The organism is Amycolatopsis sp. NPDC051372 (assembly GCF_040682095.1).
Lineage (GTDB): Bacteria > Actinomycetota > Actinomycetes > Mycobacteriales > Pseudonocardiaceae > Amycolatopsis.
Map to the genome: position 1 here is coordinate 1 of NZ_JBFBAF010000043.1, position 13,500 is coordinate 13,500.

Sequence of the window (13,500 nt, forward strand, 5' to 3'; positions counted from 1 at the left end):
CGCGCGTCCCACACCGCCGCCCGGCCTGGCCGTGCGCCGCGCCCCAACTGTTGTCCTCTTGGTTGCCCCCGCGGCGCGCGACCTCGTCGGCCTGCCCGACGGTCACGGAAGCGTCCGGCTGGGCTGGTTCGCCAGCGCCGGCGCCGCCTTGGTGCCCCGCGCGCTGGCGGACCTGCGCCGCACGCACCCGGGCATCACCGTGACCACGCGCGAAGGCAGCACGCCCGCGCTGGTCCGCGCGCTGCGCGCGGGCACGCTGGACCTGGCGCTGATCGCGTCGGCGCCGCCCTTCCGCCCGCCGGACAGCGAAACCCCGGCACTGCAGGTGCAGACCCTCGCCGAACGCAGCCTGTGCGTCGCCGTGCCCACCGGCCACCCCCTCGCGCGTGGCGAGTTCATCGACGTCGCCGATCTGTCCGGCCAGCGCTGGATCGCCGGCTCGCGCGACGAGCTCGTCATGGGCGTCTGGCCCGGCCTCGACGAGCGCCCCGACATCGCCCACACCGCACGCGACTGGCTCGCCAAGCTCCACCTCGTCGCCGCCGGCTGCGGCATCACGACCGTGCCCACCGCGCTCACTCCGGTCCTCCCGCCCGGCGTCCGTGTCCTTCCTGTCCGGGGCGGCCCTTCCGAACGGCGGCGCATCTTGCTTGCGCGCCTCCCGGGCCGCCCTTCGGACGCCGCGGCGCGTCTTGCGGAGGCCTTTCGCACGGCGACGTTGGAAGGCGAGGTTGAAGGGTTCTGATGGTGGCGGCTGTTTGCCGTTACCTTGAGCAGTCGCGGTCGTCTTGGCGCGCGGAAGGTTGCACATGTATCCGTGTGATCCCAACGGTGTGGGCGGCATGATCAACCTGGACTTCTCGGCGGACGGTCGTGTCCTGGGTGTCGAGATGCTGGATGCGCGGGGCAAACTTCCCCGGTTTCTGCTCGACGGAGCCGAACGGATCGACCGGCCGGCGCGGGGCAAAGACTTCCGAAGGGTGACAGCGGCGAAGGAAACGTTCAACGGCAGCGAAATCAAACTGTTCGATGTCGTCACCGAGGGGGAGCGCCTGATCGAGTTCCGCGATCGCGCCTGGCGTGAGGATGCGGCCGTTCTCGTCCTTCCCGTACCGCGCGGCAGCTCGTGGACCGATGCGACCGTGACCATCAATCCCAGTCGAGGCGCTGTGCCGGTGGCGTTCCTGGCCTGGGCGAGGGAGATCGCCAAGCTGCGAATGACGCGGAAGTAGGACGTCGCCGCTGGTGGAGGGTGCGGCCGTCCGGTGGGCGCACACACCGTCAGCACGATCATCACTTTGTGTACTCATGCGCGAGAACGAACACTCGAGTCTCGCCGGTGATCAACTCCTGTGACTACCATCTCATCGGATGTGCGAATCCGACCAAGGGTGCGTCGGCAAAACACCAACTCTTGATCACCGACGCACAGTCGCCCCTGGTCAAGGCACTACTGAAGTCACACGCCTTGCTCGGATGAGCACTTCGATTCACTTGAACGTATCCATTCTCTAGTCTGGACTTGTTCCAGAAAACATGGTCTGATGCCCTTGTGCCGGCCACCGATCCTGCGGAACGTCTGCGGGGTGTCTCACTGCGAGTCACCAAGCAGCGGACCGCCGTGCTGCACGCGGTGGCGCAGCGGCCGCACGCAGACGTCGAGGCGGTGGTCCGCGCGGTGCGCTCCGAGCTCGGTGCGGTGTCGACGCAGGCGGTGTACGACATCCTCGCCGCGCTGGGGGAGGTGGGGCTGGTGCGGCGCATCGAGCCGGCCGGGTCGCCGGCGCGGTTCGAGGTGCGCACGGGCGACAACCACCACCACGTGGTGTGCCGCAGCTGCGGTGCGGTCGCCGACGTCGACTGCGCGGCGGGGGAGCGGCCTTGCCTCACACCCGTGAGCACCAACGGGTTCGTCATCGACGAGGCCGAAGTGACGTACTGGGGCCTTTGCCCTTCCTGCAACGAAAACTGACTGTCCACCACCTGAAGGAGATGAAGTGGCTTTCGAGGAGAACACCAAACCGCTGACGACGGCGGCGGGTGCGCCGGTCGTGGACAACCAGAACAGCGTCACCGCGGGCCCGCGGGGCCCGGTGCTGTTGCAGGACCTGTGGCTCATCGAGAAGCTGGCGCATTTCGACCGCGAGGTCATCCCGGAGCGCCGCATGCACGCCAAGGGCTCCGGCGCGTGGGGTACTTTCCGCGTCACGCATGACATTTCGCAGTACACGAAGGCCGCGATCTTCGCCAAGGTCGGCAACGAGTGCGAGATGTTCGCACGGTTCTCGAGCGTCGCAGGTGAGCGCGGCGCGGCCGACGCCGAGCGCGACATCCGCGGTTTCGCGCTGCGTTTCTACACCGAAGAGGGCAACTGGGACGTCGTCGGCAACAACACGCCGGTGTTCTTCCACCGCGACCCGCTGAAGTTCCCCGACCTCAACCGCGCGGTGAAGCGTGACCCGCGCACCAACTTGCGTGACCCGGAGAACAACTGGGGTTACTGGACGAACCTGCCCGAGGCGCTGCACCAGGTCACGATCATCATGACCGACCGCGGCATCCCCAAGTCGTACCGGCACATGCACGGCTTCGGCTCGCACACCTACAGCTTGATCAACGCGGCGGGCGAGCGGAACTGGGTCAAGTTCCACTTCCGTACCCAGCAGGGCATCGAGAACCTGACCGACGAGGAAGCCGGCGCCGTCATCGCCGCCGACCGCGAGTCGAACCAGCGCGACCTCTTCGACGCCATCGAGCGTGGCGACTTCCCGAAGTGGAAGCTGTTCGTGCAGGTCATGCCCGAGGCCGACGCGGCGACCTACCGCTTCCACCCGTTCGACCTGACGAAGGTGTGGAGCAAGAAGGACTACCCGCTGATCGAGGTCGGCGAGTTCGAGCTCAACCGCAACCCGGACAACTACTTCGCCGACGTCGAGCAGGCCGCCTTCACCCCGGCGAACCTGATCCCCGGCATCTCGTTCAGCCCGGACAAGATGCTGCAGGGCCGCCTGTTCTCCTACGGTGACGCCGCCCGCTACCGCGTCGGCGTGAACCACCACCAGATCCCGGTCAACTACCCGCGCGGCGCCAAGGTGGTCAACACCTACCACCGCGACGGCGCCATGCGCGTCGACGGCAACCAGGGTGGCGTCCCCGGTGTCGAGCCGAACAACTTCGGCCGCTGGCAGGAGCAGCCCGCCTACGCCGACCCGGCGCAGGCCGTCGGCTCGACCGCGGACCACTTCAACTTCCGCGAAGACGACGACGACTACTTCACCCAGCCGGGCAACCTGTTCCGCCTGCTGTCCGCGGACGAACAACAGCGTCTGTTCGAGAACACGGCGCGCGCGATCAAGGGTGCGCGCAAGGAAACCGTCCAGCGGCACATCGAAAACTGCACCAAGGCCGACCCGGCCTACGGTGAGGGTGTGCAGAAGGCCTGCGAGGCCCTGGGCGCGCTGTAAGTCCTTTGTGGCCGCTGCCCCCGTCGCCGTCGCTGCGACGGGGGCGCGGCTTTTCTACAGGCTCTGCCCGAACATTTTCGCGGCTTCCCGCGCGCTCGGAGTCCCAGCGTCCAGATCGGCACCCGCCTTCTTCAGCGCCGCGACGATTTCCCTCTCGCCCTTGAACAAGGCGCCCGCGATCGGCGACTGGTTGCGGGCGTTGCAGATGTCGGGATCGGCGCCGTGCCGCAGCAAGTACTCCACGGTCTCGCCCCGCCCGTGGTACGCGGCGAGCATGAGGAGTGAATTGCCGGCCTCGTCGAGCACGTTGACGTCCAGGCCGTGCTCGATGAACTCCGCGAGCTCTTTCGTGTTGCCTGCACGCGCGAGGTCCGCCATGACGGTGCGAGCTCGTTTCCGGAGGTCTTCGTTTTCGTCAGCGGGCATGGTGGAATTTTAGCATCGCGTGATGCGTGTTCCGGAATCTGAAGTGGGGGCTTCTGGCCGGAGAGAGATGCCGGGCCGGTGGTTTCCGCGGACTCGCGCCGGTGCTCGTCCGTCCTGAATGGATCGAGCGAGTGAGTGCTTTAGGGATGTTTTGGAAGCCCTGCAGACAAGTCTTCTGTGGACAGGGCCGAGTGGTACCGGCTCGGTATTCCGAAGCCTCGACCTCCCACGACGGGGCCGCACACAAGTGTGTGCGCGGCCCCGGTGAAAGATCAGCGCAGCGGTTCGAGTGCCTTCGCCAGCGGCTCCAGCACCGCGGGGGTGTGCGGCGGCGGAAGGTAGACGATCGCCAGGTCGAGGCCGGCCTCGCCGAGGCCCTCGGCCTGCTTGGCGACCGCGGCGTAGTCCAGGTCGGGCTCCAGGCGCACGTGCGAGGACAGCGTGATCTCGCTGGGGTCGCGGCCGATGTCGGCGCAGTGGCGGTGCAGGACGTCGCGCTTGTGCGCGAACTGCTCGGGCGTGCCGCCGGTGAAGTTCCAGTGGTCGGCGTACTTCGCGGCCGTGCGCAGGGTGCGCTTTTCGCCGCTGCCGCCGATGCAGATGGGCGGGTGGGGCTTCTGGACGCCCTTGGGTTCGTTGCGGGCGTCGGTGAGCTGGTAGTGCGTGCCCTTGAAGGTGGTGGTTTCCTGCGTCAGCAGGCTGATCAGGACCTCGCAGCCTTCCTCGAAACGGTCGCTGCGTTCCTTGATGGTGCCCAGCTCCATGCCGTACGCGCCGGACTCCTCCTCGTTCCACCCGGCGCCGATGCCGATCTCCAGGCGCCCGCCGGACACGATGTCGAGCGTCGCGGCCATGTTCGCGAGCAGCGCGGGGTGCCGGTAGTGCATGCCGCTGACGAGCGTGCCCAGGCGCAGCCGCTTGGTGGCCTGCGCGAGCGCGGTCAGTGTGACCCAGCCCTCCAGGCAGGGGCCGGTCGAATCGGAGAAAATGGGATAGAAGTGGTCGAACGTCCAGCCGGATTCGAACAGCTCGATCTCGTCGGCCGCCTGCCAGACCGCGAGCATGTCCTCCCAGACGGTGTTCTGGGGCGAAGTCTTGATGGCGAATCGCATGGTCGTGAGCGTAAACCTGGAGTAACCCCAGCTGCCAACACCGTCGCCGTGCGCAGCGGCGGACGGGCGCTCGTCCGAATCGTGTCCCTTTGCGGGTAACAGCTGCTCGGCACGGCGCGAACCGCGTTGAGGCTCAGGACAAGGGGGCCAGTGTCAGTGCTGGTCGCGCCGCGCCTGCCACTCCCACGGCCGCGCGGAGCACCGGCTCGCCGACGACGGTCACGGTGACCGCGACCGCGCCGGCTCCGCCGCCTGTCGCGATCGAGGCCGCGGCGCCGACCACGAGCACGACGCGGCCAAGCGGACCGCAAACCGAGTTCGGCAACGGCACCTGCAAAGTCGGCGAAGACATCGTGGCGGGCACGTACAAGACCGCGGGGCCCCGGGACCGACTCATTCGTGAACAACTGCTGTTGGGAGCGTGACAAGAACGACACCGGATCGTTCGACGCCATCATCGCCAACGACAACATCGCCGGACCTACGTGAATCACCCTAAGAAGGGCGAGTTCTTCAAGTCCTCCGGTGGGTGCACGTGGAAGAAGAGCTGACCGTCAGTGTCTTGTGGACAGTGGGCACCACGCCGGAGGAAGGCCGGCGCGGCGCCACTTGAAAAAGACCTCAGTCCCGGATCGCCTTGAGGTCGCCCGACCAGGTCTCCAGTTGGGTGAACAGCGTGTTGGCCGCGTCGTCGTGGAGGGTGGCCGGGGCGAAGGACGCGAAGTTCTCGAAGTCCGTGAACAGCGAGAATGACAGCTGCTGGCGCACGTGGGCGATCTGGAGCTCGCTGCAGATGGCGCGCAGGTGTTCGATCGCGCGGGCGCCGCCCAGTGAGCCATAGGACACGAAGGCCGCGGCCTTGTTGTTCCACTCCGCGTAGAGGTAGTCAATCGCGTTCTTCAAGACGGCGGACGTCGAGTGGTTGTACTCGGGCGTCACGAAGATGAAGCCGTCGTAGGAGTCGATTTTCGCGGCCCACGCTTTGGTGTGCTCGCCGGCGTACTGGCCGAGGGTGGGCGGCAGGGCCTCGTCCAGGTGGGGCAGCGGGAACTCGGCCAGGTCGACGAGCTCGTAGTCCGCGCCGGTGCGGGCCTTGGCCTTGGCGAAGACCCAGTCGGCGACCTGCTTGCCGTTACGTCCCGGGCGGGTGCTGCCGAGGATGACGGCGATCTTCAGGTTACTCACGTGCCGGTTCCTTCCGGAGGTGACTTGAATGTTCATGTCAAATGCTGGACACGCGAACTTGAACATTCAAGTCACGCGCTAGACTGGGACGCATGACACACCGGCAGGCCGCCCCGCGGTGGCTCGACTCCGAAGAGCTGCAGACGTGGCGCTCGTTCACGTACCTGCTGCACCGGCTGCCGACCGAGCTGGAGAAGCAGCTGCGGGAAGACGCGCAGCTCAGCTACGTCGAGTACTACGCACTGGCCGGGCTGTCGGAGGAACCCGGCCGGCGCATGCGGCTGAGCGAGCTGGCGATCCTGACCAACGCCGAACTCTCCCGCCTGTCGCACCTCATCAGCCGGCTGGAGAAGCGCGGGTTCCTCTACCGCGAGCCCGACCCGGAGGACGGCCGCTACACCCACGCCGTGCTCACCGAAGCCGGCTACGCGCACGTGCTCGAGTCCGCGCCCGGTCACGTCGAGCGCGTGCGCGAGCTGGTGTACGACGTGCTGTCCGAAACGGAGCTGCGCACCCTGCGCACGGCGGCCGACAAGATCACCCGGCGCATCGAAGCCGATGGCTGAAGGTCTCCATGAGAGGGAGCGGCAGACGGCCCCCGCGCCGACGCATCCTGATGGCATGACGAAGAACCCCGGCTTCGAGTTCGGGCTGAACTCCTTCGGCGAAGTCGCCACCGACGGAGCGCGCACACTGAGCGACGCGGAGACCGTCCGCCTGCTCGTCGACGAGGCACGCCTTGCCGAAGAAGCCGGCCTCGACGTCTTCAGCGTCGGCGAGCACTACCGCGAGGGCCACAACGACAGCGCGACGCCGGTGCTCCTGGCGGCCGTCGCGACCGCGACCGAGCGCATCAAGCTCGGCACGTCCGTGACGGTCCTGAGCACCAACGACCCCGTCCGCCTCTACCACGACTTCTCCACCGTCGACGCCGTCTCCAACGGCCGCGCGCAGCTGGTGCTGGGCCGGGCGTCGGCGACGGAGTCGTTCCCGTTGTTCGGATACGACCTCGCCGACTACGAGCACCTGTTCGAAGAGAAACTCGAACTGTTCATGCGCTTACAACGCGAGGAGTCCGTGACGTGGTCGGGCACCGTGCGCGCGCCGCTGGTGGACCAGACGCTGCACCCGCGGATGCGCCCGGGCGGGATCCCGACGTGGATCGGCGTGGGCGGCAGCCCGGATTCAGTCGTGCGCGCCGCGAAGTACGGGCTGCCGCTGATGCTGGCGATCATCGGCGGTCGGCCGCAGCGGTTCGCCGGGCACGTGGAGCTTTACCACCGCGCGCTGGCGCAATTCGGACAGCCGGTGTTGCCGGTCGGACAGCACTCGCTCGGCCTGATCGCGGACACCGACTCCGAAGCCGTCGAGACGTGGTGGGAGTACTGGCATCCCGTGGTCGCGAACCTCGCGGCCGAGCGCGGCTTCTACAAGCCGGACCGCCGCCGCTACCTGGCGGAGATCGAGGGCGGCGCGCTGTTCGTCGGCTCGCCGGACACCGTGGCGCGCAAGATCGCGACCGTGGCGCGTGACCTGCGCCTCAACCGGTTCGACCTGAAGTACGACATCATGAACCTGCCCCGCGAAGCTCGCGCCCGGTCGATCGAGCTGTTCGGCCGCGAGGTCGCGCCGCGGGTTCGCGAACTGCTCACGAAGGCGCCTTCCCATGTCTGACCTGGTTTTCGGCCTCGACACCTTCGGCGACGTCCCGGAGGACGACTCCGGCACGCCGATGTCCTACGCCGCCGCGATCCGGCACGTGCTCGACGAGGCCGTGCTCGCCGACGAGATCGGCGTGGACGTGATCGCGCTCGGCGAGCACCACCGGCCGGAGTACTCGATCACCACCCCGGAGACGGTGCTGGCGGGCATCGCCACGCGCACGTCGCGGATCCACCTGTCCTCGGGGGTGACCGTGTTGAGTTCCGACGATCCCGTGCGCGTTTTCCAACGTTTCGCGACCGTCGACGCACTCTCCAACGGCCGCGCGGAGATCATTCTCGGACGTGGTTCGTTCACGGAGTCGTTCCCGCTGTTCGGATATGACCTCTCCGACTACGACAAGCTGTTCGAAGAGAAAATCGACCTGTTCGTTCAGTTACTCGACGAGAAGCCCGTGACGTGGAGCGGAACGCTCCGTCCGGCGCTGGACGCGGCCGACGTGTTCCCCAAGACGGAGTCGGGCCGCCTGACGACGTGGGTCGGCGTCGGTGGCTCGCCGCAGTCGGTGATCCGCACGGCCCACTACGGGCTGCCGCTGATGCTCGCGATCATCGGCGGGCCGGCGAAGCGGTTCGCGCCGTACGTGGACCTCTACCGCCGCGCCGCCGCGGAGTTCGGCACGACCGCCCACCCCGTCGGCATGCACTCGCCCGGCTTCATCGCCGACACCGACGAGGAAGCGCGTGAACTGTTCTGGCCGCGCTACCGCGTGATCCGCGACCGCATCGGCCGGCTGCGCGGCTGGCCGCCGATCCAGCGCGCCGAGTACGACAGCGAAATCGAGCACGGCTCGATGTACATCGGCTCGCCGGAAACGGTCGCGCGCAAGATTGCCGGCGCGGTGAAGGACCTGGACGTCGGCCGGTTCGACCTCATCTACTCCAGCGGTTCGCAGCCGGCGAGCGCGCGCATGCACGCGGTCGAGCTGTACGGCACGAAGGTGATCCCGATGGTGCGGGACCTGCTGGCGGAGGGGAAATGACGGAGACGCTGGGCATCCTCGGCGCGGGCAAGGTCGGCACGGTCCTCGCGCGGCTCGCGGTGGCGGCCGGCTACCGCGTGCTCATCGCGGGCTCGGGTGCGCCGGAGAAGATCGCGCTCACCGTGGAAGTCCTCGCCCCGGGCGCCGTCGCCACGACGCCGGCCGAGGCCGCCTCGGCCGACGTCGTGATCCTGGCGCTGCCGTTGGGCAAGTACCGCAGCATCCCGGCGGCGGAGCTGGACGGCAAACTCGTGATCGACGCCATGAACTACTGGTGGGAAGTGGACGGTCACCGCGCCGACCTGGAGGTCTCCACGAGCGAGACGGTGCAGAAATTCCTGCCCGGCGCGCGTGTTGTGAAGGCGTTCAACCACATGGGTTACCACGACCTGGAAGACGAAGCCCGCCCCGCCGGGACGCCCGGCCGCAAGGCCATCGCCCTCGTCGGCGACGACGCCGCGGCCGTGGCGGAAGTGTCCACTGTGGTCGATGCGCTCGGCTTCGATCCCGTGCCCGCCGGCGGTCTGGCCGAGGGCGTGCGGCTGGAGCCGGGCGCGGAGACGTTCGGCGCGAACGTCGAGGCCGTCGAGCTTCGGACGATGCTGGAGCGGTTCCCGGAGTCGGAACGCGGTCGTGCCCTCAGCGAGCGACCGGCGGCAGACTCACGTTAGACGCCACCTCCGCGAGCCGACGCGGCCGGGCGCTTGCCGCGCCGCGGTGGCCGGTTTTCCTGCGGTCGCAGCGTCCGGGAAAGCCGAGTGCTGCTGATACCGAGACCACGCGACGGTGTTCGCGCCGGTTCCGCCGGTGGCTTGGCTACGGCTTTCGTGTGCCGCTTCGTAAATCAGGAGAACGAGTGTCGCTTGCTCGGCGCTGCTGAGCATCGCCACGGCGTTCGGGAGCGCCGGGTGCCGTGGATGCCGAAGCCATGCGGACCCGTCTGGGGCCTGTGTCGCTGGCCGGTTCCGTCGGCGGCTCGGCTGCGGGTTTGGTTTGCCGCTTCGTAAAACAGGAGAACGGGCGTCGCTTGCTCGGTGCCGGTGGTCATGGTCACGGCGTTCGGGAGCGCCGGGTGCCGTGGATGCCGAAGCCATGCGGACCCGTCTGGGGCCTGTGTCGCTGGCCGGTTCCGCCGGTGGCGCGGCTGCGGGTTTGGTTTGCCGCGGCGGTAAGGCCAGCGGAACCGGTGCCGCCGAATCGGTGGCGGTGGTTATGGTCATGGCGTTCGGGAGAGTTGGACGCCGCGAATGCCGAAGCCACGCGGACCAGTCTGGGACCTGTCGTGCAGGTGCTGGTTCCGTCGGCAGCTGGGCTGCGGCTTTGTTGTGTCGAGGCGGCAAAGCCAGTGGATCCGTTGCCGCTCATTTGGTGCCGGTGAACATTGCCATGGCGTCCGGGGACGCTGGGTGCCGTGGATGCCGAAGCCACCCAGGCGTGTCTGGGAGCTGTGTCGCTGGCAAGCGGTTCCCTCGGCGGCTGGGCTGCGGCCTTGGTGTGTCGTGGCGGAAACCAGTGGATCTGTTGCCGCCTATTTGGTGCTGGTGACATTGCCGTGGTGTCCAGGAACGCAGGGTGCGATGGATGCCGAAGCCACCCAGGCGCGTCTGGGACCTGTGTCGCTGGCAAGCGGTTCCCTCGGCGGCTGGGCTACGGCTTTGGCGTGTCGCGGCGGTAAAGCCAGTGGCTCCGTTGCCGCTCATTTGGCGCTGGTGAACATCGCCACGGTGTCCAGGTACGCCGGGTGCGATGGATGCCGAAGCCGCCCAGCCGCGTCCGGGACCTCTGTCGCTGGCGCCGGTTCCGCCGGCGGCGCGGCTGCGGCTTTGGTGTGCCGCGGCGGTAAAGCCGGCGGAACCGGTGCCGCTCACTCGGCGCCGGTGAACATGGCCACGAGGTCGCGGGCCGAGGTGCCGCCCGCGAAGAGTTCCTGCATTTCGGCGCCCTCGACTGCGACCGCCTGACTGCGGGGGAACATTTCCTGTTCGTATTCGGACAGGGCTTTCTCGACGTTGCCCGGGTGGGCGGCCAGGGCTTGGCCGAGCCGGGCGGCGTCGAGCATGGCGAGGTTGGCGCCTTCGCCGTTGGGGGGCATGAGGTGGGCGGCGTCGCCGATGAGGGTGACGCCCGGCGCGCGGTCCCAGTGGTGGTCGAGGGGCAATGTGAAGTGGGGGCGTAGCAAGGGTGGGGTGTCGCCGTCGGTGATGAGGGCGGTGAGTTCCGGGGCCCAGCCCCGAGGCCGCCGTCGAGCTGCTCGACGCGTCCGGCGAGGGCGGGCTGACGTTCCGGGCGCTGAGCGAGCACCTCGCCACCGGGCCCGGGGCGATCTACTGGCACGTGGCGAACAAGAGCGAGCTGCTCGAGGCCGCGACCGACACCGTGGTCGCCTCCGCGCTGGCCGAGCCCGCCGAGGCCGCGGGGTCACCGCGGGACGAGATCCGCGCCGTCGCGCTGGGCCTGTTCAACGCGATCGCCGAGCACCCGTGGCTCGCCACGCAGGTGTCGCTGCAGCTGTCGCATGGTCCGACGAAATCGGTGCCGCTGCGGATCTTCGAGGGCATCGGCCGGCACGTCGGCGCGCTGGGCGTGCCCGAGGACAGCTGGTTCACCGTGGCGTCGGCGCTGATGCACTACATCCTCGGCTCCGCCGCGCAGAACGCCTCGAACGCCCGCGTGGCCGGATCAGCGGTGGACCGGGCCGAGTTCCTCGACACGGTGTCGGCGGCGTGGGAAGAGCTCGACCCGGACGACTACCCGTTCACCCGCGCCGTCGCCCGTCAGGCGCGTGAGCACGACGACCGCGAGCAGTTCCTGACCGGGATCGACCTCATCCTCGCCGGGATTCACGCCCGGTGACGGCGTTGCCGGCGTTGTGGGGCAAGCGGATCGCGGCGACGAGCGGGATTGCCAGCAGAACGGCCAGCAGCGCCAGCGCCACGCGGAACGGGCCGGGCGCGTCGGCGGCGACCAGGCCGCCGGCGCGGATGAGCAGTGCGCCGATGGCCACGCCCAGGCCCGCGCCGAGTTCCTGCAGGGTCGAGAGCAGGGTGTTGGCGTGGTTCATCAGGGGCTCGTCGACATCGGCGAAGGCGACGCTGTTGTAGGCCGTGAAGCCGGTTGAGCGCGAGATGCCGCTGATGAGGAGCAGGGCGAGCAGCACGGGCAACGGGGTGCCGGCCTCCACGAAGGCCAGGCCGACGAGGCAGGCAGCGCCGACGAGGATCGACGCGAGCAGCACCGTGCGGATGCCGAAGCGCCGCATGAGCGGGGTGGTGGCGGGTTTGATGCCGACGTTGCCGACGAACAGCGCGATGACCACCAGGCCGGCGCGGGCGGGGCTCCAGCCGAAGCCGAGCTGGAAGAGCAGCGGGAGAACGAAGGGGATGGCGGTGATCACGCCGCGGTAGACCGAGCCCGTGGCGGCAGTGATGCGGTAGGTCGCGATGCGGAGGATCCGCAGGTCGAGCAAGGGGTTCAGGGCGCGCAGCAGGTGCCGGATCGCCCAGCCGAGGCCGACGACGGCCACGACCAGCGCCACGGCCGTTGCCGGGCCGAAGCCCGAGCCGAGACCTTCGAGCGCGACGACCAGCGCGGCGGTGCCGACGGCCACCCACCCGAACCCGACACGGTCGAACGGCGCGGGCCGCTCCGCGCGCAGGTCCGGCACGATCGCCCACGCCACTGCCAGCGCGGCGATGCCCAAGGGCAGGTTGATCACGAAGATCCACCGCCACGACGCGTACTGCGCCAGCAACCCGCCGACGACCGGCGCCACCACAGGCGCGAGCAACGCGGGCCACGTCAGGTAGGCGACCGCTTTGACCAGGTCTTGCTTGGGCGTGGCGCGCAAGACCACCAGCCGGCCGACGGGCACCATCATCGCGCCGCCGACGCCCTGCACCACTCGCGCTGTTGTCAGCAGCACAAGGTTTGGTGCGAGGGCGCACGCCAATGATGAAAGTGTGAACAGGATCAGTGCGGTTGCGAACACGCGGCGCGCGCCGAAGCGGTCGGTGAGCCAGCCGCTGATCGGAATGAGGACGCCGAGGGTGAGGACGTAGGCCGTGATGGTCACGTTGACGTCCACCGAGCTCACCCCGAGGTCGGCCGCCATGAGCGGCGCCGCGGGCGCGATGATCGTGGCGTCGACGATCTCCATGAAGAACGTGGCGGCCACCAGCAGCGCCAACCCCCGCCGAAACCCCATGGCGGTCGACATTACTGGCCTGGCAGGGTTGGTCGGGCGGTCGCGATGGGGATCACATCGGCTTGGCTGGGTCGTTGCGGCGGGTGGCGGTGTGATGGGGCTCCGCACGGGTGTGAGGGTTCGGCTGAGTGGATTCCGGTCACGGTTGTCGTGCCCGCAGGCATGGTCGGCTCGGGCCGCTGCGCGGCTTTCCGGCAGCCGGCGGCGCGGCTCGCCCCCTTGACCGGATGCGAGGTTCGGCTGGGTGGTCTGGTGGGAGCCTGCTTGGTTACGCACGAGTGGGCTGGGTTTGCGACTGCGGCGGGGTGGTCGTTTCCGTTGTCGGGGTGAATGCTTCGGCTGGGTGGTCTGGTGGGAGCCTGCTTGGTCATCCGCGAGTGGGCTGCGTTTGCGACCGCGGCGGCG

Annotated in this window: 14 protein-coding genes and 2 pseudogenes; 11 read left to right on the forward strand and 5 right to left on the reverse strand. The window is 68.6% G+C overall.

Annotation, left to right across the window (positions count from 1 at the left end):
• The 4 genes from AB0M56_RS43615 to AB0M56_RS43630 all read left to right on the forward strand — a co-directional run.
• Positions 1-745, forward strand: a 745-nt coding sequence (locus tag AB0M56_RS43615) for a LysR family substrate-binding domain-containing protein (RefSeq protein ID WP_364187476.1), incomplete at its 5' end; no start/stop codon positions are given.
• Between the two features lie 97 nt (positions 746-842).
• A complete protein-coding gene (locus AB0M56_RS43620; RefSeq protein WP_364187478.1) occupies positions 843-1,232 on the forward strand; it encodes a DUF2283 domain-containing protein in 390 nt (129 codons plus the stop codon).
• Between the two features lie 320 nt (positions 1,233-1,552).
• Positions 1,553-1,972, forward strand: coding sequence for a Fur family transcriptional regulator (locus tag AB0M56_RS43625; RefSeq protein ID WP_364187481.1), 420 nt, complete (start codon positions 1,553-1,555; stop codon positions 1,970-1,972).
• Between the two features lie 25 nt (positions 1,973-1,997).
• Entirely contained in the window at positions 1,998-3,464 is a 1,467-nt protein-coding gene (locus AB0M56_RS43630) for a catalase (RefSeq protein WP_364187484.1), read from the forward strand.
• A 54-nt stretch (positions 3,465-3,518) separates the two neighbouring features.
• On the opposite strand, the gene AB0M56_RS43635 is transcribed toward AB0M56_RS43630, so the two are convergent.
• Both AB0M56_RS43635 and AB0M56_RS43640 read right to left on the reverse strand, forming a co-directional pair.
• Positions 3,519-3,890, reverse strand: coding sequence for an ankyrin repeat domain-containing protein (locus tag AB0M56_RS43635; protein ID WP_364187486.1), 372 nt, complete (start codon positions 3,888-3,890; stop codon positions 3,519-3,521).
• Positions 3,891-4,162: 272 nt separating this feature from the next.
• Positions 4,163-5,002, reverse strand: coding sequence for an LLM class F420-dependent oxidoreductase (locus AB0M56_RS43640; RefSeq protein ID WP_360589809.1), 840 nt, complete (start codon positions 5,000-5,002; stop codon positions 4,163-4,165).
• Positions 5,003-5,226: 224 nt separating this feature from the next.
• On the opposite strand from AB0M56_RS43640, the gene AB0M56_RS43645 reads away from it, so the two are divergent.
• Positions 5,227-5,427, forward strand: coding sequence for a hypothetical protein (locus tag AB0M56_RS43645; RefSeq protein ID WP_364187489.1), 201 nt, complete (start codon positions 5,227-5,229; stop codon positions 5,425-5,427).
• A 196-nt stretch (positions 5,428-5,623) separates the two neighbouring features.
• On the opposite strand, the gene AB0M56_RS43650 is transcribed toward AB0M56_RS43645, so the two are convergent.
• Positions 5,624-6,187 (reverse strand): NAD(P)H-dependent oxidoreductase, encoded by a 564-nt coding sequence (locus tag AB0M56_RS43650; protein WP_364187492.1) that lies wholly within the window; start codon positions 6,185-6,187, stop codon positions 5,624-5,626.
• Positions 6,188-6,279: 92 nt separating this feature from the next.
• On the opposite strand from AB0M56_RS43650, the gene AB0M56_RS43655 reads away from it, so the two are divergent.
• The 4 genes from AB0M56_RS43655 to AB0M56_RS43670 are packed head-to-tail and all read left to right on the forward strand — an operon-like array spanning position 6,280 to position 9,562.
• Positions 6,280-6,753: a MarR family transcriptional regulator gene (locus AB0M56_RS43655; RefSeq protein WP_364187495.1), complete on the forward strand. Its 474-nt coding sequence runs from the start codon at positions 6,280-6,282 to the stop codon at positions 6,751-6,753.
• A 55-nt stretch (positions 6,754-6,808) separates the two neighbouring features.
• Entirely contained in the window at positions 6,809-7,861 is a 1,053-nt protein-coding gene (locus AB0M56_RS43660; RefSeq protein WP_364187498.1) for an LLM class flavin-dependent oxidoreductase, read from the forward strand.
• The gene (locus AB0M56_RS43665; protein ID WP_364187500.1) at positions 7,854-8,891 is read left to right on the forward strand and encodes an LLM class flavin-dependent oxidoreductase; all 1,038 of its coding nucleotides are present in this window, start codon (positions 7,854-7,856) and stop codon (positions 8,889-8,891) included. The genes AB0M56_RS43660 and AB0M56_RS43665 overlap by 8 nt, the downstream gene beginning before the upstream one ends.
• Positions 8,888-9,562 (forward strand): NAD(P)-binding domain-containing protein, encoded by a 675-nt coding sequence (locus tag AB0M56_RS43670; RefSeq protein WP_364187503.1) that lies wholly within the window; start codon positions 8,888-8,890, stop codon positions 9,560-9,562. Before AB0M56_RS43665 ends, AB0M56_RS43670 begins: the two co-directional genes overlap by 4 nt.
• A 1,193-nt stretch (positions 9,563-10,755) precedes the next feature.
• Here the strand turns inward: AB0M56_RS43670 and AB0M56_RS43675 are convergent.
• Positions 10,756-11,121: pseudogene (locus AB0M56_RS43675) on the reverse strand (FAD-dependent monooxygenase); the annotation flags it as partial.
• Between the two features lie 14 nt (positions 11,122-11,135).
• Between AB0M56_RS43675 and AB0M56_RS43680 the strand changes: the two are divergent.
• Positions 11,136-11,246 (forward strand): annotated as a pseudogene (locus AB0M56_RS43680) (TetR/AcrR family transcriptional regulator); the annotation flags it as partial.
• Between the two features lie 21 nt (positions 11,247-11,267).
• Positions 11,268-11,744 carry a TetR/AcrR family transcriptional regulator C-terminal domain-containing protein gene (locus tag AB0M56_RS43685; RefSeq protein WP_364187505.1) on the forward strand — a complete coding sequence of 159 codons (477 nt, stop codon included), beginning with the start codon at positions 11,268-11,270 and terminating at the stop codon, positions 11,742-11,744.
• Here the strand turns inward: AB0M56_RS43685 and AB0M56_RS43690 are convergent.
• Positions 11,716-13,095 (reverse strand): MFS transporter, encoded by a 1,380-nt coding sequence (locus tag AB0M56_RS43690; RefSeq protein ID WP_364187508.1) that lies wholly within the window; start codon positions 13,093-13,095, stop codon positions 11,716-11,718. The two genes, AB0M56_RS43685 and AB0M56_RS43690, sit on opposite strands and share 29 nt — an antisense overlap.
• Positions 13,096-13,500 lie beyond the last annotated feature (405 nt).